Genomic DNA, 21,127 nt, shown 5'->3' on the forward strand with positions numbered 1-21,127 from the left:
GGTGATGAAATCCTGGCGAATAAAAACACTCGGAACAACACACGGGGGTGCATCATCCCAAGCAAAATGTTTCGTATTCACCAAACAAAAATAATTTGGTATCAACAAACTTGGCACACTATTGAGTTCTCAAACAACAAACACTCTCGACACCGCATCCCGAACCCGAAGGGTTCGAGCTGCTTCGCTCCGGAGCAACTTTTCAAGCTTACCAGACTTCGTGAGCCGATCAAAATCGATCGAAATCTTCAAGTGAAAAGTGATTGGCCACCGCGTGAACAGCTCGTGTATTTCGGGCTGTTTCCCTTGCGGCAACAGATAAAAACTATACAGGTCATTTTCGGATGTTTCAAATCGGCGGGCCGCGTTCTAGGTCACATTCATGGTGCTGTTCTAGTCTGGGCGTATGAGCGACCTGCAGAAACTTCTTGGATACCGTGAACCAATCTTCAATGCTTCCATGGCAGGAGCCGCAGGTGGTGCCATGGCCGCTGCCGTCAGCGCGGCCGGCGGGGTCGGGATGATCGGGGTCTCCCCGGCGCCCACTGCCGAGTGGATCAAGGCCCAGGCATCCCACGTGTCGGAGATCGACACTCCCTGGGGTGTCGGCTTCATGGGTTGGGCGCTGGAGGCGGACCTGTCACCGCTTGAATCGTTTCTCGAGTACGGCCCCTCGCTGGTTTCAATCAGCTTCGGCGATGTCACCCGCGCCGCGGCCTTGGCCCACGAAGCGGGCGTGCTGACAGCCATGCAGGTTGGCAACGCCGCAGACCTGGAACGTGCACTGCAGGACGACATCGACATCGTCATCGCCCGGGGCGGCGAAGGCGGCGGACACGGCCGCAATGAATCCGGGACACTGCCGCTGCTGCAACTGGCCTGCGCCCAGACGCAGAAGCCGGTGATTGCGGCTGGCGGCATCGGAACCGCTGCGGGGATCGCCGCAGTGCTTGCCGCCGGCGCCGAAGCGGCCTGGATCGGAACCCGGTTCCTGTCCACCAAGGAAGCCAGCGGACACGAGAACCTGAAAGCGGCGGTGCGCGCTTCGGGGCTGGATGACACCGTCTACACCCGGGCCTTCGACATAGCCCAGCAGCTGCCGTGGGCCCCTGAGTTCGGCGGCCGCGCCTTGGCCAATGACTTCAGCAACCGCTACGCCGATGACCTCGTGTCCCTGGAAGCCACCGAGGAACTGCGCGAACGCATGGTCCGCGCCCGCGCCGAGGCGGACGTGGCGTTGGCCCCCGTCTATGCGGGCCAAGCTGTGGAATTCGTCCAGCGCGAGGAAACCTGCGCCGAGGTGCTGGCCGAGCTGGGAGGCTTCCGCAGGATCCTGTCGGACGCCGCCCAGCGCTTCGCCTAGATCGGCTGGTTGTCGATCAGCCGCACGCCGCCCACGGTGGCGGCGACAAGGATCAGCCCCTCCCCGGTGAAGGGGGTGTCCTGGCAGTTGAACGCCAGTTCCTGCAGGTTGGCCGGATCGACCACCACGAAGTAGTCGAGCTCCACCAGCGGCTCCATCTGGAACATGCCGATGGCGTCCTCCAGGTTCAGCGGCTCGTGGCGGGCTGCCCGGCCGGCGATCAGCGATATCGCCCGGTGCAGCACCAGGGCGGCCTGCAGCTGTTCCTCGTTGAGCAGCGCATTGCGGCTGGACAGAGCCAAGCCTTTTTCGCTGCGCACGATCGGCACCGAACGCAGCTGCACCGCGTAGTCAAGGTCGGCGACCATACGCTGGATCAGCACGACCTGCTGGGCGTCCTTCTGCCCGAAGTAGGCGCGGTATTCGCCCTGGCGCGGGTCGGCCAGGTGCAGCAGCTTGGCCACCACGGCCAGCATCCCGTCGAAATGCCCCGGGCGGGAGGCGCCCTCGTACATCTCGCCCAGTGCACCGGAATTCAGCCGGATCAGCGGCAGCCCCGCATGGTAGATTTCCTGCGCCTCGGGCGCGAACACGATGTCGACGCCGGCGCCGGCGGCCAGCTGGACGTCGGAGTCCAGGGTGCGCGGGTACTTGGAGTAGTCGGCGGCGTCGTTGAACTGCAGCTCGTTCACGAAGACCGAGATGACAACGAGCTCGTTTTCCTCGCGGGCCGCCTTGAACAGCGACGCGTGCCCGTCGTGCAGGGCGCCCATGGTCGGGACAAAGCCCAGGGACCCCGGGTTTGCTTCGGCAATGGCTGCCTTCAATTCGCTGCGGGTCTTGACGATTTTTGGGGTTTTCACCCTCTTATTCTAGAACTCGCAGCAGTTCCTCAAGCGTCGGCTGGGATATCAGGCCCCGGGCGGCCGCCCGCAGCGCGGTGGCGCGCGAGAGGCTGCGGTAGCTGTCGTTGGTTTCCGCCGGATCGGATTCCAGCGCGGACAGGTGCGCCTGCACCGTTCCGACGTCCCCGCGGGACACCGGGCCGGTCAGCGCACCGGCTCCCGAGCGCAGCGCGTTGTCCAGGCTCGCGTACATCAGCGCGCGCAGCGTATTCGACGGCTCTTCGACACCGATGCGGCGCAGCATGTCCGCGGACTGCGCGGTGATGGTGTTCAGGTGGTTGGCGGCGTGGGCCAGCGCCGCGTGGTAGCTGACGCGGTCCTGCTCGGCGATGACCACCGGCTCCCCGCGCATCTCCACCACCAGCGCCTGGGCCACCGGCAGCATGATCTCGTCGGCAGTCACCGCGAAGACGCAGTCGGTCAACCGCTGCAGGTCCATGCTCATGCCGGTGAAGGTCATGGCCGGGTGGATGGCCAGCCCAAAGGCGCCGGTATCCAGCGCCGGCTGCAGGATCCCGGTGCCGTAGCGTCCGGCGGTGTGGGCAATCAGCTGCCCGCTGGTGAAGTGCCCTGCGGCGGCAAGCCCCGCCACCAGTTCGCCGAGCACGTCGTCGGGCACGGCGAACAGCACCAGTTCGCTGCGCCGCAGGATCTCTGCCGGGTCCAGGATCTCGACCCCGGGCAGCAGCGCGTCCGCGCGGTCCTTCGAATCCTGCGAGACCGCATGGATTCCGGTGATCCGGTGGCCGCTGGCGGCCAGGGCGGCGCCGAGCACCGTGCCGACCTTGCCGGCGGAGATGATGCCGATTCCCAAGCGTGGTGCGTCCACGTCCTACCTTCCGCGACGAAAAATTACCTGCCGGCGATGCGGCGGGATTGTTCCTCAAAGAACTTACCAGCGATTTGGGCATCCACCTGCTGTATGTAGCCGGTGACAGTGCCGCCGGCGCTGTAGATGCGCAGCCCCGCCAGCTGCCGGCGGCGCTCCAGCGGGCCCTGGCGCAGCATCAGGCCCTGCACCCGGTTGTGCGCGGTGAAGGCGGTGACCCGGGCGAGCCAGCCGTAGCGGGTAATCACTGTGGTGTCGGTGGCCAGGAACCCCTGGTTTTTCCACGCCCCCGGTGACAGCGGCCTGGCCCGCTGCGGGGACAGCGTGAATCCGTGCTCCTCGCCTCCGGAGTTGATCGCGGTGAACAGCACCTTGCGCTGGTTCTCCACCCCGAGGTCCGGCAGCAGGATGCCCATGACCCGGGCAACCGCGTCGAAGTCCCCGACCGGCAGCACCAGCAGGTTCTGGGCCTCCTCCTGCGAGCCGACGCCCAGCGCGTTGACCTCGACGCGGTACCAGCCCAGCAGCCGCCACAGGGCCGGGGAAGTGACTTGGATGGATTGGACGCGGCCTGCGGGGATGGACTGCTGGCGGGTGTCGGCCAGGCCGCGGCTGACGCGCAGCCCGGTGTCCGTGGCCGCGGCGCTGAAGTTCCAGGAGTTGTTCAGCTCCTTGTAGAACCAGCCGCCGAAGGCCAGCAGCGCCGGGATCAAGCCGGCCACCATGCCGCCGATGCCGCTGAGCGTCATGATGCCCAGGGCCAGCGCGCTGAGCAGGCCGATGATGGTGGGCATGCGCAGGAACAGGGAGGCGAGCAGCCTGCCGTGGGGCACCTTGGCCATCAGCACACCGGTCTCCGGCGCGGCACCGGCCGGTGCGACGTCGTGGGGAGCTTGTTCCGTTTCCGGCACGTCCGGCTGCGCCTGGCCTCCCCGGGCTGCGTGCGCCCGGTCCAGGATCAGCGCGCGCAGCTGCTGCGCGTCGGCCTTGCGCAGGAAGGACAGCCGCAGCATGGATTGGCTGCCGTCGGCCACGTCGAAGTGCAGTTCGGCCAGGCCCAGGAGCCGGGCCACCAGCGGCTGCGCCACCTCGATTCCCTGCACCCTGTCGATGCGCGCCTGCTTCTGGCTGCGGAAGATCATCCCGGAGTTCACGTACACGTGGCTCGGGGTGATCATGTAGCGGGTGAAATACCAGGACAGGGCGTAGAACACGAGCACCACCAGCAGCGCTCCCGCACCGATGACCACGGTCCAGCGCAGCCTTTCGCCGCTGAGCCGCTCGGCCAGCGTCAGGTCATTGGTGTTCTGCCAGTAGATGTAGGCCAGGCCCACGATGGCCACCCAGCCGCGCACAAACGGGCTGGCCGGATGGACCCGCTGCCACTGGTCGGTCATAACATCTTCGCTTCGCCCGCGGCGCTCAGCCGTTCGCGCAGGTCTTCGCCGGTGCGCTGCCCAAGGCCGGGGATCACTGCGGTGGCGGAGCCGGAGGCGGTGTTCAAGGTGAGCTTGCACAGCCCGTACTTGCGTTCCAGCGGACCACTGGTGACTTCCACGTACTGCATGCGCCCGTAGGGGATGACCAGCTGCTTGCGCCACATCACCCCGGAGCGCACCACGAGATCCTCCTCGCGCTCCAGGTAGCCCAGCGCCCGCACTCGGCGGCGCAGCAGGCGCAGCACCAGCAGGGCGACGAGCAGCACCGCCAGCGGCGGCGCGATGGCCAGCCAGTTCGGGGTCTGCACGCCGAACAGCCGCAGGATCAGCGGCACCAGCGCGATCAGCAGGTACAGGGCGGTGTTCAGCGCCCAGCCGATCAGCTTGACGGTGAAGTATTCGGGAGCGACCGGCCGGAAGTCATTCGGTGACCGTTCCATCGGCGATTCCATCGGTATTGTCCTCCGGATCTTCGGGTGGAAGTTTGCAAAGGTGCTGCACGACATACCCGATGACCACCATGAACAGGCCGGCTCCGGCCAGCACGATGGCGCGGGTCAGGCTCGGCGAGGCGCCGGCGTTCACCCACAGGTTGACCAGCGCCGGCTGATGCCAGCCGGTGATCAGCGCGCCGGCGTAGGCCGCCGCCTGGGCCAGCACCAGGGTGCGGGCCGCGGCGATCGCGTCGAAGTGGGCCTTGCCCAGGGTCGAGCGCTTGACCCGGATGCCCAGGAACAGCACCACCGCGCACACCGCGCCGAGCGAATACAGCGCCGTGTAGTCCAGCACCGGGGTTGAATGCCCCGCCGCGACGAACAGGCGCAGCGCCACCCAGCCCAGGACCGCCCCGAGCAGGGTGCACCACACCAGCGAGAGAACCTTCAGCCGGGTCATAGCCGGATGATGTCCTTGGTGTCCGCCGCCTGCTGCGCGAGCCGGGAGACCAGCTGGCCGCCGAGCACGGCGTCCGGGTCCATCCAGCTCCACGGGGCCAGCACGAAGCCACGGATGGCGGCGCGCGGATGCGGCAGCGTCAGCCTCGGGTCCTCGAGCACCAGGTGGTCGTAGGTGATCAGGTCCAGATCCAGCGTGCGCGCCTCCCAGCGCACCTCGCGGGTGCGGTGGTGCGCGGCCTCGATGCGCTGGCACAGATCCAGCAGCTCATGCGGGGAGCGCTGCGTGCGCACCTCGATGACCTGGTTGGTGTAGTCCGGCTGGTCCGGCGGGCCGCCCACGGGCTTGGTGACAGCCAGCGGGGAGACCTTCAGGATCTGGACTTCCTCGCCGAGCTCGGCCACGGCGGCGGCCAGCGTGGCCTGCGGGTCGCCCAGGTTGGCGCCCAGCGCGATGACCGCGGTGTGCAGCGTCTGGTGGCGGACCAGGCAAATGCTCACGTCGCTGAACGGCACCGGGATCGGCGCCTGCGGCTTGTGCACCACGACCTCCACGGTGGCCACGGTCGGGTAGCCGGCCAGGATCGCCTCGGCGATCTCGCTGCCGAGCTTCTCGATCAGGTCCCAGGGACCGGCCTGGATCTGGGCGACCACCAGCTCGCTGACCTCGCCGTAGTGCACGGTGTCGGCGACGTTGTCGCTGGCCGCCGCGCGGGAGATGTCCACGTGCAGCACCACGTCGACGACGAAGCTCTGCCCGTCGCGCTTTTCGAAGTCGAAAACGCCGTGGTAGCCGATCGCGGAAATCCCGGAAATGCTAATTCGGTCCATGGGCCTTCACGACTTTCAGGGCGTCGCGCGATCCCTGCACGTCATGCACGCGCACCGCCCAGGCGCCGTCGGCGGCCGCCAGCACGGTGGTGGCCAGGGTCGCCGCGTCGCGGCCCAGCGGTTCGCGCGCAGCGCCGCCCTCGGCCAGCAGCTCGCCCAGGAAGCGCTTGCGGCTGGTGCCGACCAGCACGCGGTGGCCCAGGTCCTCGAAGGCCTGCAGGCTCTTGAGCAGCGCCCAGTTGTGCGCGGCGTCCTTGGCGAAGCCAAGCCCCGGATCCAGGATGATCTGCTCGGGCTTCACGCCGCGGGCCACGAAGTCGTCGCGCAGCGCGCGCAGCTCGGCCAGCACCTCGGCTGCCACATCCTGGTAGTTGGCCTGGGTGACCATGTTCTGCGCGGTGCCGCGGCGGTGCATCAGCACGTAGGGAACACCGGTGAGCGCGATCAGCTCCGGCATGCCTGGCTCGTAGGTCAGCCCGGAGACGTCGTTGATCAGGTGCGCGCCGGCGGCGATGGCCGCTCGGGCGGTGTCCACGTGCATGGTGTCCACGGAGACCACCGCACCGGCCTTGACCAGCGCCTCGATGACCGGCAGGATGCGCTCCTGCTCGATCTCCGGGTCCACCGCGGCGGCGCCGGGGCGGGTGGATTCCCCGCCCACGTCGATGATGTCGGCGCCGGCGTAGAGCAGCTTCAGGCCCTGCGCGATGGCTGCCTCGCGCTGCAGGTAGGCGCCTCCGTCGGAGAAGGAGTCCTCGGTGACGTTCAGGATGCCCATGACCAGGGTGCGGTCGGTCGGCAGGTCGGCAAAGGTTTTCTGCTTGATCTTGCGGATCACGGTCAACGGGCTGGTGGCCGGACCGGTGCCCGGGATTGCTCCAAGAGACATAGGGGGTTACCTTCCGAGAATCAGGCTCATTGCTTCGGCGCGGGTGGCGGTTTCCCGCAGCTGGCCGCGGACCGCGCTGGTCACGGTCTTCGCGCCCGGCTTCTGCACGCCGCGCATCGACATGCACATGTGTTCGCATTCGACGACGACGATCGCGCCGGAGGGGTTCAGGTGCTCGACCAGGGCGTCCACGATCTGCGTGGTCAGCCGTTCCTGCACCTGCGGGCGGCGGGCGAAGACCTCCACCAGCCGGGCCAGCTTGGACAGGCCGGTGACCTTGCCGCCCTTGCCCGGGATGTACCCGATGTGGGCGCGGCCGTAGAACGGCACGAGGTGGTGCTCGCAGGTCGAGTAGAACGCGATGTCCTTCACCAGCACCATCTCGTCGTGCTCGATGTCGAAGGTGGTGGACAGGTGCTCTTCGGGACGCTGGTGCAGCCCTGCGAAGAATTCCGCGTAGGCCTTGGCCACCCGCTTGGGGGTGTCCTGCAGGCCGTCGCGGTCCGGGTCCTCGCCGATGGCCAACAGGATTTCGCGCACGGCTGCCGCGATGCGCGGCTGGTCGATCAGATTTTCTTCAGTCACGCTTCGATCCTAGTCGGTCGACTGCGCGGCGCGCTCCTTGGGGCTTAACACCGGGCCTTCGGGGTGCACCGGGCGCTCGTCGTTGGATAGCCACACCACACGCTTGTCGATCTTCACCAGGTCCGAGAAGATCTCCGCGATCTCCTTCTGGTTCAGCGTCTCGCGTTCCAGCAGGGCCAGGGCCAGGCGGTCGAGCACGTGGCGGTTGGTGGTCAGCGCCCAGTAGGCGTCGTTGTGCGCGCCCTCGATGAGCTGGCGCACCTCTTCGTCGACCAGGTGGGCCATCTCGTCGGAGTACTCGCGCGCCCCGGTGCCCATCTGCTGCTCGGCGGCGGAACTGGCCAGGCGCACCGCGCCGACCTTCTCGCTCATGCCGTATTCGGTGACCATCTTGCGCGCGGTGGCGGTGGCCTTCTCGATGTCGTTGCTGGCTCCGGTGGACGGGTCGTGGAACACGATCTCCTCCGCGACGCGCCCGCCCATGGCGTAGGCCATCTGGTCCAGCAGCTCGTTGCGGGTCACCGAGTACTTGTCCGACTCCGGCACGACCATCGTGTAGCCCAGGGCGCGGCCGCGCGGCAGGATGGTGATCTTGGTGACCGGCGCGGTCTGGTTCATCGCGGCGGCGACCAGGGCGTGGCCGCCCTCGTGGTAGGCGGTGACCTTGCGCTCGTGCTCGTCCATCAGGCGGGTGCGCTTCTGCGGGCCGGCCATCACGCGGTCGATGGCCTCGTCCAGCGCGCGGTCGTCGATCAGGTTGGCGTTCGAGCGGGCGGTGAGCAGCGCGGCCTCGTTGAGCACGTTGGCCAAGTCGGCGCCGGTGTAGCCCGGGGTCTTCTTGGCCACCGCGTTCAAATCCACCGTGGCATCCATCGGCTTGCCCTTGACGTGCACCTTCAGGATGTCTTCGCGGCCCTTCAGATCCGGCGCCTCCACCGGGATCTGGCGGTCGAAGCGGCCCGGGCGCAGCAGCGCCGGGTCCAGCACGTCCGGACGGTTGGTCGCGGCGATCAGGATGACGTTGGTGGTGGCGTCGAAGCCGTCCATTTCCACCAGCAGCTGGTTCAGCGTCTGCTCGCGCTCGTCGTTGCCGCCGCCGATGCCGGCGCCGCGGTGGCGGCCCACCGCGTCGATCTCGTCGACGAAGATGATGGCCGGGGAGTTGTTCTTGGCCTGCTCGAACAAATCACGCACACGCGAGGCGCCCACGCCGACGAACATCTCGACGAAGTCCGAGCCGGAGATCGAGTAGAACGGCACCTGGGCCTCGCCGGCCACTGCCTTGGCCAGCAGGGTCTTGCCGGTGCCCGGAGGGCCGTAGAGCAGCACGCCCTTGGGGATCTTGGCGCCCACGGCCTGGAACTTCGCAGGTTCCTGCAGGAACTCCTTGATTTCGTGGAGCTCCTCCACTGCCTCGTCGGCGCCGGCGACGTCCTTGAAGGTCACCTGCGGCATGTCCTTGGTGATCAGCTTCGCCTTGGACTTGCCGAACTGCATGACCTTGGAGCCGCCGCCCTGGGAGCGGGCGAGGATGAACCAGAAGATGCCGGCGATCAGCAGGAACGGCACGATCACGCCGAGCATCGACAGCAGCCAGTTGCTTTCCACCGGCTGGTCGGTGAACTTGTCCAGCTTCGCGTCGTTGATCGCGTCGACCACCTGCACGGCGCGGGCCGAGGAGTAGAAGAAGCTGACGCTGGTGCCCTTTTCGACGCCGTCGACGGTCAGGGCGTTGCGCAGCGTCAGGTCCACGCGCTGGTCTCCGTCGAAGATCTTCGCCTGGGTCACATTGCCGCTGGACAGCTCATGCAGGCCCTGCGAAGTGTCGATCTTCGCCGTGTTGTTGCCGAAAACCATCGGCAGGAACAGGACGACTGCAACGACTCCCACGAGAACCCAAATGATCCAGCTGTTAAATAGCTTCTTTGTTTTCATTGATCCGCCGGGTCCCGCGCCCTACGCATCTCCCTCACCCGCTGTCATGGCGTCCGGGGCACGCCACCTTCGATTCTTCTCAACGCCCGGCCGGCGCGAAAAGTTCCCTACTCGTAGATGTGCGGGGCAAGGGTGCCCACGCAGTCAAGGTTGCGGTACTTCTCCGCGTAGTCCAGACCGTACCCGACGACGAATTCGTTGGGAATATCCATGCCGACGTACTTCACGTCGATCTCGACCTTGGCGGCTGCGGGCTTGCGCAGCAGCGCGCAGATCTCGACGCTGGCCGGGCCGCGCGACTCCAGGTTCGCCTTGAGCCAGGACAGGGTCAGGCCCGAATCGATGATGTCCTCGACGATGAGCACGTGCTTGCCCATGAGGTCCGAGTCCAAGTCCTTCAGGATGCGTACCACGCCGGAGGACTGGGTGCCGGAACCGTAGGAGGACACGGCCATCCAGTCCATGCTCACGTGGGAATCAAGTGCGCGCACCAGGTCAGCCATGATCATGACCGCACCCTTCAGCACGCCGACGACGAGGATGTCGCGGCCCTGGTAGTCCTTGTCGATCTGCGCTGCCAGTTCTTCGACGCGGGCCTGGATTTCTTCCTTGGTGTACAGAACGTGTGTCAGATCGGCCTTGACGGCATTGGAATCCACGAGGGTTCTCCTGATTCTAGAGGTGTGGTACCTACCTAGAGTGCCACATTTCACCGGTGGTTGCTTAGCGCGAGTCGGTGAAAACAATCACCGGGCTCCGGCGGTAGGCGCTGATTTTCCCCTCCAACTGCACTGGCCCGGCTGATTTGGACTTTTCCGTGCCGACCCCGGCCAAAGCGCACAGGGCCGCTGTTCGCTCCCGGCCGAGGTTCCTGGCGCCTGCATCGGCGGCCGCCAGGCGCAGCACCCGGGAGGCCACGGCCGGCGGCAGGTCCGCCAGCGACTTCAGGTTGGTCCCGTGCTCGGCCCAGGCCCGGCCGGCCCACTGGTCCAGCGCGTCGGCGTCCGCCGCGGCAAGCTGCGCGGTGCGCGCCAGCGCCTGCGGGATGTGTTCGCCCAGCTGTCCGCGCAGGTAGGGAAGGATCTCGCTGCGCACCAGGTTGCGGCGGTAGGAGGTGTCCGTATTGCTGGGATCCTCCCAGTACTCCAGCCCGGCGCCGGCGCAGATCTGCTCGGTGTCCTGCCTGCTCAGGTCGAGCAGCGGGCGCGCGTAGGCCCCGCGCACCGCCGGCATGCCGGCCAGCGACCGCGTGCCGGAGCCGCGCAGCAGCCCCAGCAGCACCTGTTCGGCCTGGTCGTCCCGGGTATGCCCGAGCAGGATGCGCTGCGCTCCGGTGGATTGAAGCGCCCGGTCGAAGGCTTCGTAGCGGGCGGCGCGGGCCGAGGCCTCGTCGGGGCGGGTGTCCACCCGCAGCACCAGCACCGGCTCCAGCCCGAGTTCGCGGCACTGCCCTGCCGCCCGGTCCGCGACCTGGGCGCTGCCGGCCTGCAGCCCGTGGTCCACGATGACCGCCCCGAAGTCCCCGGGCAGCTGGCTGGCGGCGACCGCCAGGGCCAGCGAATCCGCCCCGCCGGAAACCGCGGCCAGGCTCAGTCCGGTGGGCGCCGCCGCGGCGACCGCGTGGCGCGCCCGGTCAATGGCGCGGCTCATCGGGTGCGGGCCAGCCAGCGTTCGGGGTGGTCCAGCTCCTTGGCGCTGGGAAACAGCTCGCGTTCGCTGAAGATCGTGTTGAAGCCTTCGTAGCCCATCTCGTCGACCAGGTGGCGCACGAACTTCGCCCCGCGCTTGTACTGCAGCGCCTTGGCCTCCATGCCCAGCAGCTTGCCAACCAGGGTGGCCAGCGCCGAACGGTTCTCCCCGCGCGCCTCGAAGCGGCGGCGGATGGTTTTGATGGTGCCGATGGACTTCACGTCGTTCATCACCACCATGGCGTGACCCTCCAGCACCGACATGATGCTGGTCAGCTCGCTGACCTCCGACTTCATGGCCTTGAGCTTGGAACCGAGGTCGTTGATCGAATGCGTGGTGCCGCGCAGCGGCTCGAACACCTCGGCCAGGGTCTGCTTCATGACCCCGGGAATCCACGGCGCATGCTCGAACTGCAGTCGGTGGGTCTGCTCATGGGTGGCGATCCACAGGTAGAAGTCTTTGGCGTTCAGGTTCAGTTCGCCGCGCAGCTGGGTGATGGTCGGGGCGTTGAGCAGCAGCCGGGGGCCGACGAACGGGTCGAACTGGCCCAGTACACGGGTGCCGAGCACCGCGAGCACCGCGCCGAGCTCGGCGCCGGCGACCAGCGGCACCGCGCCCGGGGCGTCGATACCATCCGGGAGCATCGCCGCGAAGTTCTGGCTGACCGCCTTGGCCCAGCCGGCGCGGTCCACCACGAGGGTCTGGGATGGCGCGGTAGAGCTCAGCAGGGAGATCTTCTCCGCTTCGACCAGGCCCTGGCCGCCGGCGATGCGCAGCCCCTCGATAATCCGCGCCGCCTGCCGTCCGTCGATGGCCGGGCCAGCCGGCATCAGGGTCTTGGCGGTTCCGACAGCGACGTCCCAGTCAATGAATTGCTTCATGCGTGCTCCTGACTATGTCCGGCAGCCGCAGCCGCGGATGGCGGTGACTGCCAGGTCGATGATTGGCTTGTGCGGTGCGAGCGTTCCGTCCGGCTGGTTGGCGAAGATGGAGAAGGCCAGCAGCCTGCCGTCCTTAGTCGGCGTCATGCCGGTCAGCGTGGCCACCCCGGTCAGGGAACCGGTTTTAGCGCGGACCATTCCCAGGGTCGCGTCGCCGCCCAGCCGCTGCCTCAGCGTGCCGTTGTATCCGGCCACCGGCAGCGAGTAGACCAGCTCGCGCAGTCCAGCCTTGCCGCTGGTGGCCGCCGAGCGCAGCACCGTGGTCAACGCCGCGGGCGAAATCTGGTTGGCAGCGGCCAGCCCGCTGGCGTCGGACAGCGCCAGGCCCTGGGCGCCGTGCTCCCCTGCGGCCTTGGCTACCGCGGGCCCTGCCTGTTCCGGGGGGAGCCCCTCGGCCAGGGCCACCAGCCGGCCCAGGGTCTCGGCGATGTAGTTGTCCGAGACCAGCAGCATGTGCTTGACGACGTCGCGCAGCGGGGCCGAGCGCACCTCGGCGACCTGCTCGCCGCCCTCGTAGGCACCGCGCCCGCCCTGCGCCACCGTGACCGAGGAACCCAGCGCGGCGGCGAATACCTGGCGCGCCTGTTGCGCCGAATCCTGCTGATACGGGGAGGCGAGGTTCTCGCTCGAACGGCCCGCATAGTGCGCCAGCGGGTAGACCGGCGCGATGTTGTTCGAGGTGAACAGGGACTTGTCCCAGTCCGGATTGGACTGCGCGGTGCCGAACAGCGAGTCGTCCAGCCACAGCTTCACGGAGTCCACACCGCGCTTTTCCAGCTCGGCGGCCGTCTTTTCGGCCAGCGTTGCGAGTCCCGCGTAGCCCTTGGTGGAGGACGGATCCGAGGCGCCGTCGCCCAGCAGCACATCTCCCCCGCCGCGCAGCACCAGGGTGTCCCCGTCCAGCCAAACACTCGTGCCCAGCTGGGTGTCGGCGCCCAGCACATCCACGGCCGCCAGGGCGGTGACCACCTTCAGGCTGGAGGCAGGGGTGCCGTTGGCGGTCGAGTTCTTGTCATAAAGCACGGTGCCGGTCGCGACCTCCACCACCTGGGCGGTGAACTTCGTTCCATCACCTTGGTCCTCCAGGATCGCGTCCAGCTGGGCGGTGAACACGGCGGTGTCCGGCATGACCGCATCCGGGTTCAGGTCCTGCACGGTGACTGGGGCGTTTTCCGCGATCTGCGCGCTGGCTGGGGTGTAGAAAGCTTCAGGTTCATCGGTGAAAAAACGCGGTGCGAACAGCATGGCCAGCACCATGCCCACCACCGCAACCACGGCCGCGCCCAGTGTGATCACGCGACGGGCGGCGGTGTTCATGCGGTGACATTCCTTTCGCGGGTTTATCAAGGCAGCGCCCGGGGGCGATACGCTTAAGGGCGGATAACCCTAAGACTAGTTTAGGAGTGTGCTTTTCATGAGCCACGACGTGACCATCGAGATCCCTACCGGATCGCGCGTCAAGTACGAGATCGACCACGAGACCCACCGTCTGCGTTTGGACCGCGTGCTGTTCACCTCGATGCAGTACCCAACCCACTATGGCTACTTCGACGACACCCTGGGCGAAGACGGCGATCCGCTGGACGCCATGGTGTACATCCCGGGCGTCGACCTGATCCCGGGTGTCGTGGTTGAGGCCCGCCCGATCGGCGTGTTCAACATGACCGACGACGGCGGCGGAGATGCCAAGCTGCTGTGCGTTCCTTCGGACAAGCGCTTTGACCACATCAAGGAGCTCGAGGACATCGACGAGTGGCTGATCAAGGAGATCGAGCACTTCTTCACCCGCTACAAGGACCTGGAGCCTGGCAAGTGGGTCAAGGCCGAGGGCTGGGAGGGCCGCGAGGCCGCCGAAGCCGAGCTGGCTCGCTCCATCGAGCGCTTCAAGGCCTAAGTGCTACGAATGGCGGCAACCACTTGGTTGCCGCCATTCTTTTTCCCGATTTCTCATGCTCCCGTCCTCTTACGTTGGGCGAATCAACTTGTACATGGCCAAGCCCCAACAAGACACCGAAAACTGTCATCGCCGCATGAGTCCTTGCAATGATTTTCATAGGCGACGACACCCGGGAACAAACCCCTCGACTTCCATTGCTTCAGGCCCCTCCTCAGCAGTGTTCGAATCTGTCAAGCATGATGCGATGCCACTGAAGTTCTTACATGGGTCATTAGCAACCTAAATGCATGGCCAAACGATGGATTCCCGGAACGCCCGCTTCTATGGAACCCGATGGCATCAGGTCATGAATTGTCGCGCTAGTGACGGGCTCGGTTTCATCTTTCCGCCTCATGCGATCGTTGAAACTTTGACGTATTCCGCCACATGCCACACTGCCGGCCAGACGTCCTAGTCAGTCAAAAGTATGATTGCGCAATGCTCAACTTGAACCGTACCGTGAAAGTGATGCTAACAGATAGTATCTAATCTTCTTGTATGTATATTCCCTTGCCGAGAGGATCTTTCACAATGACTAAATTTTCATCCTGGCTTGGCTTGTCCGGCGAATCATCTCAAGATACTTTGCCGCTCTGGCACGGAGTAAGCGAGCGGACGAAATGGGGCTCGTTCCTCATCTGCTTCATCGTCTCCGTTGCAGTCTTCGCGTTATTCACTTGGTTACTCTCGCCCCTTTCCGGGTTTGCTGCCTACATTCCAGCGTTGTGCGGCTTCGGATCGCTGCTCGTGAGCACTTTGATCGCCGAGCGCATCCATGTGCGAAGTAGCCCGCCGAATAATGGCAGCAACAGGTAGACCGCAACCTCATCGAGTTTGGGCTCAAGTCAGAAAATGCACAACTGATCTTGCGGTTACACGTTATTCAAATATTACGCCTCTGTTTGTAGCATTTTAATCAATCATACTTTTATATGATTGGTTTCGAGTAGTTTTAGTATTATTCGCAAATAGATTAAGTTAATCGGTTCTAGCCGTTGCGTTGAATCAAACTCTCGTCACGCCAACCTACATCACTCTGCGCAGCCACTTCTTGAATCAAAGGAAACATTCGAAATGTTCAAAAAGAGGGTAACGATGCTCAGTTCAACCGCACTTGCTGCAACACTATTAGTCACTGCGCCGACTGCAAGTTTCGGCGTCGAGAAGACTGCTGAGTCGACAGACGTCACTTCCGCGCCGGTGCACGCAATTGAGGCTCCCAATACCTTCTTGTCGTGTGAAACTGTTGGAACGTCGGCGCCAGCATCAATCTCCCTGGGTAGTAACTTAGGGCCCGGAATCAGTGAATCCATTGATCCCTCTACGCTCAAAATTATCAACCATTCACGCGAAACAGCAGGTAAACAAAAGCTCCCCACCAGCGTCGCCGCCATGCGTTATATGGATAGCGGAGAAATCTTGACCCTCGACAAGAGAGGTCGAGTCATCGAAAAGCTTGCATCCGGCGCAGATGCTCCGGTCGCGGGCATCTCTGGCATAGGCGTTGCCCAACCTGCTGCTCTTCTTCACCCCGAGGTAAAAAGAATCATTGGCGCGTGCCTTGGATTCGGAGGTGCAGGAGGAATGGGTTTCGAAGCTCTTGTTCGATACCTCACCACTCCGGCAAACGCCATCACATTCGTTATCCGACGCATCGGCATCGCCGGGGCGATCAGTTGCGTCGGTGGCGTGATATGGCTGTATATCTGAGAACTGAGAACAGCCTGTTCAGGTGATTTCGTCACCCCGTGCCAACCGTTGAAATCCGCGGGTGGCTTTGCACAGAGACCGTCGTGCACTCGACTCGCAGGTCAGCAAATACAGGTAGCGCACTGGCGAATGACACCAAATAGGTTGACGAATAGCGAGCATCTTTTGCAAGGCTTTTAGCGCCATTCTGGGCGACGACTCGTGGCAGTTTACCAGGCGAGATTCTTCTACACAGCTACCGGGTGGTCACTGGGGGGAACACCGCCTGCGCGACCCTCCTAGTTTTGAATCATCACGGGGTACCTCGTCAAAACTCTCGACGAATACGTATGACGTTGGCGTTCCATCATCCACGGTCGATCCCGATGTATGAAACCGTACTAAATTCCAGGCATGATTCCTGGCAAAGTCGTAGGTTCAACGTTTACTGACTCCACGTCCCGCAAGGTCCGCTCCACGGCGCGGGTTCGGGTTCCGGCGGCCTGCACGGTGTTCTGCGCGGCCGAAAGCTGCTTGCCCAGCTTGTCCCAGACATCCCCGTACTTGCGGAATTCGTCTTTCGCGGCGGCCAGCACCTGCCAGACCTCGCTGCTGCGCTTTTCGATGGCCAGCGTCCTGAAGCCCATCTGCAGCGAGTTGAGCAGGCTCATCAGCGTGGTCGGCCCGGTGACCAGCACGCGGTGCTCGGTCTGCAGCTTGCTGGCCAGTCCCGGGCGGCGCACCACCTCGGCGAACAGGCCTTCGGTGGGGAGGTACATGATGGCGAAGTCGGTGCTGTGCGGCGGGGCGATGTACTTGCCGGAAATCAGCTTGGCCTGCTCGATGATTGCCTTGTCCAGCGCCCGGCTGGCCTGCTCGACGGCGGCCTTGTCGCCCGATTCCTGCGCGTCGAGCAGCCGTTCGTAGTCCTCCTGCGGCAGCTTGGAGTCGATGGGCAGGTAGATGGTGCCATCCTCGCGCCCGGGCAGGATGACCGCGAATTCGACGGCCTCCCGGCTTCCGGGCACGATCGTAACATTCTGCTCGTACTGGTCCCGGGTGAGGATGTCCTCCAGCTGGCGCTCGAGCTGGACCTCGCCCCAGGTGCCGCGGCTTTTCACGTTGGTCAGCACGCGCTTGAGCCCGCCGACGTCCTGCGCGAGGGACTGCATTTCACCCAGCCCCTGCTGCACCATTTCCAGCCGTTTGCTCACCAGTTCGAAGCTCTCCCCGAGCCGCTTCTCCAGCGTGCCCTGCAGCTTCTCGTCCACGGTCTCGCGCATCTGCTCCAGCTTGGCTTCATTGCCGGCGCGCAGCTTGTCCATCTGCTCCTGCATCAGCGTCTGCAATTGCAGGTGGCGCCGGGCGTTGCCGTCGGCCATCGCGCCGAGCTTCGCGTCGATCTCCGTGCGCACCTGACCGAGGGTCTGGCGCAGTTCGCCGCGCTGGGCACTCAGGTCTTGGCGCAACTCGCCGTGGGTGGAGCGCACTGCCTCCCGAATCACCTGGTCATCCACGCCGCCGGTGCGCCGGATCAACAGTAGCGCAATACATACTGCCGCAAGAATATTGAGTATGACTAGGATAAAAACGGCAATAATCATGAAATCGAACCTTCCCTGAACCGGCTGGAGAGCAACTCAATCTCTATCAGCCGCCACCGACAGTTCGACATAATAGGTGCCATGCACATTCTGGTGACCGGGTTCGAGCCCTTCGGAAACGATAATTTCAACGCCAGCAGCGCCGTGGTGTCGGCGCTTCCGGCCAGCATTGCCGGGCGCCGGCTGACCACCGCGATCCTGCCGGTTTCCTTCCACCGCTCGGGCGAGGCGCTCTCCGCGCTGCTTGCGGAGCACCGGCCCGATGCGCTGATCTGCGTGGGCGAGGCCGGCGGACGTGCCGCAGTGACGCCCGAGGCCAGGGCCGCCAACGAAGACGATGCGCGGATCCCGGACAACGACGGGGCCCGGCCCCGCGGTGCAGCGATCATCTCGGACGGCCCATTGTCGCTGCCATCGAGCCTCGATGCCCAGCGCATCACCGCGTTGTTGGCCGCAGCCGGGTTCGCCGCGCAGGTTTCCCGGAATGCCGGACGTTTCGTCTGCAACCACGTCGCCTATCTGGCCTACGCGCAACCGGTCCCGGCGCTGTTCATCCACGTCCCCGCGCTGCGTCCGGGCGGAACGGAAGCGGGCGTGGGGCGGGAAACCGATCTGCGGGCGGCCTCCACCGCCGCGCCGGCCTCCGCATGGGATATGGAACAGCTGCTCGCAGCGGTTGAACTCGTGGCGGCAAGCCTGTAGCTATACGGCCACTTGCTCCCAGGCCGCGGCGATGGCGGGCAGCGCCGCTTCCAGCTGTGCGCGGTCCTGAGCGAAGGGCAGGCGCTGGTAGTGCTCCAGCCCGTGCCCCTCGACCGCGAAGGTGGATCCGGGGGCCAGCAGCACCGAGGTGAGCCGGCGGGCCAGGGCCGAGGAGCGCGGCCGCGGCAGGTGGCACCACAGACTCAGCCCGCCGGCCGGACGGTTCGGCTCCCAGTCCGGCAGGATGCGGCCCAGTTCCCCGATCATCCAGTCCCGGTTTTCGCGCAGCGCGGTGCGGGTGGCTTCGGACAACGTCTGCCCCGAGGAGATCAGGTTGGCCAGCACCAGCTGCTCGAGCACCGGGGCGCCCAAATCCATGCTCATCCGGGCGCGGGCCAACGCAGCGGCCAGGTGGCGCGGGGCACGCAACCAGCCCAGGCGCAGCCCTCCCCAGTGCGATTTGCTGGCGCTGCCCACGGTGACCAGGTTCGGGGAGAACGCCGCCATCGGCAGCACCTGCGGGCGGTCATCCAGCCACAGCTCGGCACAGGTCTCATCGATGATGCCCACGGCGCCTGCCCGGTCCAGCTCGGCGGCCCATCGCTGACGCCCCGCGTTATCCAGCAGCGTGCCCACCGGGTTGTGGAAATCAGGCAGGCAGAGCATGGCCGCGGGCCGCACCTCGGCCAGCGCTGCGGCGATCTGGTCCAGGTCGGAGCCCTGCGGCCCGATGGGCACCGCCGCGGTCCTCGCGCCGTGGGCCTTCAACGCCAGCAGCGAGTTCGGGTAGGTCGGGGTTTCGGCCAGCACGCCCTGGCCGCGCCCGAGCACCGCGCGCCCGGCGGCGGCCACGGAGGACAACGCCCCGGAGGTCACGATGATCTGCTCCGGTCCGGTCGGCAGCCCGCGCCGGGTGTAGTACTCCGCCAGCGCCGCGCGCAGCGGCTCGATGCCCAGCGGGTAGTAGCCCATGCCCGCCGCGTAGCGCGGAAGTTCGTGCAGCGCGGCCTCGAACTGCTCCAGCATGCCGGCCGGCGCGTTGGGCGCCGCGCAGGTCAGGTCCACGGCCTGGCTTCCGGGCAACGGGCCGAAGCCGCCCAGCGGCAGCGGTTCGGCGCCTCCGGCCACCGGCCCGCCGGGAAGCTGGGCCACGGTGCCCGAGCCGCGGCGGGATCTGGCGTACCCGCTCTCGCGCAGCTCGGCATAGGCGCGGGAGACCGTGGTGCGGCTCAGCCCCAGGGCAGCCACGGCGTCGCGTTCGCTGGGCAGCGCGGTCCCGTGCAGGATCCTGCCGTTGGCGATGAGCGAGCGCAGCGCGAGGAAAAGCCAGCGGTACGCGGACATCGAGGAGTCCGGGTCCCCCAGCATGCGGGCCAGCGCCGAGGCTGTGATGCGTCCCATGGATCCACCAGTTCAAAATTGGCTATTTTTTCCATGGCCAATTTACCGGAAGCTTGTCTACATGACCATCACGAACCTGACTCCCCGCCAGCAGCTGAGCGCCGGACGCCTCCCGCTGCGCCTGGCCAACCTCTTTGCCGGGCTCACGCTCTACGCACTGGCTATGGCGATGCTGATCCGCGCCCAGCTGGGTGTCGATCCGTGGGACGTGCTGCATCTGGGCCTGGCGAACCACGTGCCGCTGTCGCTGGGTGCCATCGTGATCCTGGTCGGGGCGCTGGTGCTGCTGGCATGGATTCCACTCAAGCAGTGGCCCGGCCTTGGCACCATCGCCAATACGCTGTATCTGGGCCTGGCGTTGGACTTCTTCCTGCGCTTCCTTCCCGCAATCGACGGCCTGGGCTGGCAGGTGCTGGCGGTTGCCGCCGCGATCCTGGTCAACGGGCTGGGCGGCGCACTGTACATCGGCAGCCACCTCGGGCCCGGGCCACGCGACGGGCTGATGACCGGACTGCACCTGCGCACCGGGCAGTCTATCCGGCTGATCCGCACCGTGCTTGAACTGTCGGTGCTGGGACTGGGCTGGGTTCTGGGCGGCCCGGTGGGAGTGGGAACCGTGGCCTATGCGCTGCTCATCGGCCCGGCCACCCAGCTGTTCTTCCGCTTCACCATCGTGCGGCTGCCGCAGCGGGCCTGACCTCCGCCATATATCTCGGATACGCGACAAACCCGGCCTCACAAGCAATACTTAAGCCATGTTTGTCGTTGCGCTCAGCCCCCGGCCCCGCTCGGTCACCGATGTCGCCGCCGCCAGCGAGGCGCTCTGGCACCAACTGGCCCAGGTATCCACGCACGCCGCGTTCACGGCCGTCAGCGGCCAACTGCTGCTGGGGGTGCCCGCGGATGCCGATGCCGCCGTCGACGCAGTCCTGCGCGCGGCCCGGCTGAACTTCTGCCATATCGGGCTGGGCGTCGGCGCGCTGTACGAACCGGTGCCCGCCGAAGCGGACCAGGTCGACGGAAGGGCCCTACGCCGGGCCCAGGGCGCTCTCGATGCGGCAGAACACCGCGGGGAACGCGTGCCGATCTGCGTCTCCACAGGCAACGCCGAGCTGGACGCCGAGCTCGAAGGGCTACTGCGCCTGCTCGGGCAGTCGATTCGCACCCGCAGCGAGTCTGAATGGGCTGTGGTCGACCTGCTGACCCCCGGGGTGCGCGGGCAACAGAAGGCGGTGGCCCAGACGCTGGGCATCACCCCGCAGGCGGTGTCCGCGGCAATTCTCCGCTCTGGCTACAACGACGAGCTCGGAGCCCGCTCCGGCATTGCCCGCCTTCTGGAATTAGCGGACAACCTTTAGCTTTTCCTGAGGAAAAGCCTGCCCTATATTCGAATACAAGTTCGATTAAACGCCGTACAATTAACACATGTACGAAGCAATGCAGCAACGCCACCGCCCGCCCGTACCACCGGTCCACACCGAATGCACCGCGGTGCT

Annotated in this window: 23 protein-coding genes; 8 read left to right on the top strand and 15 right to left on the bottom strand. The window is 65.7% G+C overall.

Annotated features, from left to right (window positions below; genetic code table 11):
- The coding region (locus C1H84_RS18420) for a hypothetical protein (protein WP_220124929.1) at positions 1–441 on the top strand (441 nt) is incomplete at its 5' end.
- Positions 407–1,363: an NAD(P)H-dependent flavin oxidoreductase gene (locus tag C1H84_RS17685; RefSeq protein ID WP_053797144.1), complete on the top strand. Its 957-nt coding sequence runs from the start codon at positions 407–409 to the stop codon at positions 1,361–1,363. The genes C1H84_RS18420 and C1H84_RS17685, both read left to right, overlap by 35 nt.
- On the opposite strand, the gene panC is transcribed toward C1H84_RS17685, so the two are convergent.
- The 13 genes from panC to dacB all read right to left on the bottom strand — a co-directional run bounded on the left by panC (position 1,360) and on the right by dacB (position 13,616).
- Positions 1,360–2,226, bottom strand: a complete 867-nt coding sequence (panC, locus tag C1H84_RS17690) for a pantoate--beta-alanine ligase (protein ID WP_047119042.1) — start codon at positions 2,224–2,226, stop codon at positions 1,360–1,362. The two genes, C1H84_RS17685 and panC, sit on opposite strands and share 4 nt — an antisense overlap.
- A gap of 4 nt (positions 2,227–2,230) precedes the next feature.
- Positions 2,231–3,097 carry a Rossmann-like and DUF2520 domain-containing protein gene (locus C1H84_RS17695; protein WP_047119041.1) on the bottom strand — a complete coding sequence of 289 codons (867 nt, stop codon included), beginning with the start codon at positions 3,095–3,097 and terminating at the stop codon, positions 2,231–2,233.
- Between the two features lie 23 nt (positions 3,098–3,120).
- A complete protein-coding gene (locus tag C1H84_RS17700) occupies positions 3,121–4,494 on the bottom strand; it encodes a PH domain-containing protein (protein ID WP_053797143.1) in 1,374 nt (457 codons plus the stop codon).
- A complete protein-coding gene (locus C1H84_RS17705; protein WP_231735865.1) occupies positions 4,491–4,976 on the bottom strand; it encodes a PH domain-containing protein in 486 nt (161 codons plus the stop codon). The genes C1H84_RS17700 and C1H84_RS17705 overlap by 4 nt, the downstream gene beginning before the upstream one ends.
- Complete coding sequence (locus C1H84_RS17710; protein WP_113608169.1) at positions 4,957–5,430, bottom strand: DUF3180 domain-containing protein; 474 nt, start codon at positions 5,428–5,430, stop codon at positions 4,957–4,959. Before C1H84_RS17710 ends, C1H84_RS17705 begins: the two co-directional genes overlap by 20 nt.
- Positions 5,427–6,260, bottom strand: a complete 834-nt coding sequence (gene folK / locus C1H84_RS17715; protein ID WP_113608170.1) for a 2-amino-4-hydroxy-6-hydroxymethyldihydropteridine diphosphokinase — start codon at positions 6,258–6,260, stop codon at positions 5,427–5,429. The genes C1H84_RS17710 and folK overlap by 4 nt, the downstream gene beginning before the upstream one ends.
- The gene (folP, locus tag C1H84_RS17720) at positions 6,247–7,149 is read right to left on the bottom strand and encodes a dihydropteroate synthase (protein WP_047119036.1); all 903 of its coding nucleotides are present in this window, start codon (positions 7,147–7,149) and stop codon (positions 6,247–6,249) included. Before folP ends, folK begins: the two co-directional genes overlap by 14 nt.
- 6 nt (positions 7,150–7,155) lie before the next feature.
- Positions 7,156–7,734, bottom strand: a complete 579-nt coding sequence (gene folE, locus C1H84_RS17725) for a GTP cyclohydrolase I FolE (RefSeq protein ID WP_047119035.1) — start codon at positions 7,732–7,734, stop codon at positions 7,156–7,158.
- A 9-nt stretch (positions 7,735–7,743) separates the two neighbouring features.
- Complete coding sequence (gene ftsH, locus C1H84_RS17730; RefSeq protein WP_047119034.1) at positions 7,744–9,669, bottom strand: ATP-dependent zinc metalloprotease FtsH; 1,926 nt, start codon at positions 9,667–9,669, stop codon at positions 7,744–7,746.
- A gap of 107 nt (positions 9,670–9,776) precedes the next feature.
- On the bottom strand, positions 9,777–10,328 hold the full coding sequence (gene hpt, locus C1H84_RS17735; RefSeq protein ID WP_047119033.1) for a hypoxanthine phosphoribosyltransferase: 552 nt from the start codon (positions 10,326–10,328) through the stop codon (positions 9,777–9,779).
- A gap of 64 nt (positions 10,329–10,392) precedes the next feature.
- Positions 10,393–11,319: a tRNA lysidine(34) synthetase TilS gene (gene tilS, locus C1H84_RS17740; RefSeq protein ID WP_113608171.1), complete on the bottom strand. Its 927-nt coding sequence runs from the start codon at positions 11,317–11,319 to the stop codon at positions 10,393–10,395.
- Positions 11,316–12,239, bottom strand: coding sequence for a zinc-dependent metalloprotease (locus C1H84_RS17745; protein ID WP_113608172.1), 924 nt, complete (start codon positions 12,237–12,239; stop codon positions 11,316–11,318). Before C1H84_RS17745 ends, tilS begins: the two co-directional genes overlap by 4 nt.
- Before the next feature lie 12 nt (positions 12,240–12,251).
- A complete protein-coding gene (gene dacB, locus C1H84_RS17750) occupies positions 12,252–13,616 on the bottom strand; it encodes a D-alanyl-D-alanine carboxypeptidase/D-alanyl-D-alanine endopeptidase (protein ID WP_113608173.1) in 1,365 nt (454 codons plus the stop codon).
- Between the two features lie 97 nt (positions 13,617–13,713).
- Between dacB and C1H84_RS17755 the strand changes: the two genes are divergently transcribed.
- The 3 genes from C1H84_RS17755 (at position 13,714) to C1H84_RS18135 (ending at position 15,945) form a co-directional block, all read left to right on the top strand.
- The gene (locus C1H84_RS17755) at positions 13,714–14,193 is read left to right on the top strand and encodes an inorganic diphosphatase (RefSeq protein WP_047119029.1); all 480 of its coding nucleotides are present in this window, start codon (positions 13,714–13,716) and stop codon (positions 14,191–14,193) included.
- Between the two features lie 573 nt (positions 14,194–14,766).
- The gene (locus C1H84_RS18130) at positions 14,767–15,051 is read left to right on the top strand and encodes a hypothetical protein (RefSeq protein WP_146956204.1); all 285 of its coding nucleotides are present in this window, start codon (positions 14,767–14,769) and stop codon (positions 15,049–15,051) included.
- A 258-nt stretch (positions 15,052–15,309) separates the two neighbouring features.
- Positions 15,310–15,945, top strand: a complete 636-nt coding sequence (locus C1H84_RS18135; protein WP_146956206.1) for a hypothetical protein — start codon at positions 15,310–15,312, stop codon at positions 15,943–15,945.
- 380 nt (positions 15,946–16,325) lie between these two features.
- Here C1H84_RS18135 and C1H84_RS17765 read toward each other — a convergent pair whose 3' ends face one another.
- A complete protein-coding gene (locus C1H84_RS17765; protein WP_244910942.1) occupies positions 16,326–17,429 on the bottom strand; it encodes a DNA recombination protein RmuC in 1,104 nt (367 codons plus the stop codon).
- Positions 17,430–17,609: 180 nt separating this feature from the next.
- Between C1H84_RS17765 and C1H84_RS17770 the strand changes: the two genes are divergently transcribed.
- Positions 17,610–18,230 (top strand): pyroglutamyl-peptidase I, encoded by a 621-nt coding sequence (locus C1H84_RS17770; protein ID WP_113608175.1) that lies wholly within the window; start codon positions 17,610–17,612, stop codon positions 18,228–18,230.
- Here the strand turns inward: C1H84_RS17770 and yczR are convergent, their stop codons facing one another.
- On the bottom strand, positions 18,231–19,631 hold the full coding sequence (gene yczR, locus C1H84_RS17775; protein WP_113608176.1) for a MocR-like transcription factor YczR: 1,401 nt from the start codon (positions 19,629–19,631) through the stop codon (positions 18,231–18,233). It lies immediately after the preceding gene.
- Positions 19,632–19,692: 61 nt separating this feature from the next.
- Between yczR and yczE the strand changes: the two genes are divergently transcribed.
- Both yczE and C1H84_RS17785 read left to right on the top strand, forming a co-directional pair.
- Positions 19,693–20,328 carry a membrane protein YczE gene (gene yczE / locus C1H84_RS17780; RefSeq protein ID WP_047119025.1) on the top strand — a complete coding sequence of 212 codons (636 nt, stop codon included), beginning with the start codon at positions 19,693–19,695 and terminating at the stop codon, positions 20,326–20,328.
- Between the two features lie 58 nt (positions 20,329–20,386).
- A complete protein-coding gene (locus C1H84_RS17785) occupies positions 20,387–20,989 on the top strand; it encodes a hypothetical protein (protein WP_047119024.1) in 603 nt (200 codons plus the stop codon).
- Positions 20,990–21,127: the final 138 nt, after the last annotated feature.

The organism is Glutamicibacter soli (genome assembly GCF_003309065.1).
In the GTDB taxonomy this organism is placed as follows: Bacteria; Actinomycetota; Actinomycetes; order Actinomycetales; family Micrococcaceae; genus Glutamicibacter; species Glutamicibacter soli.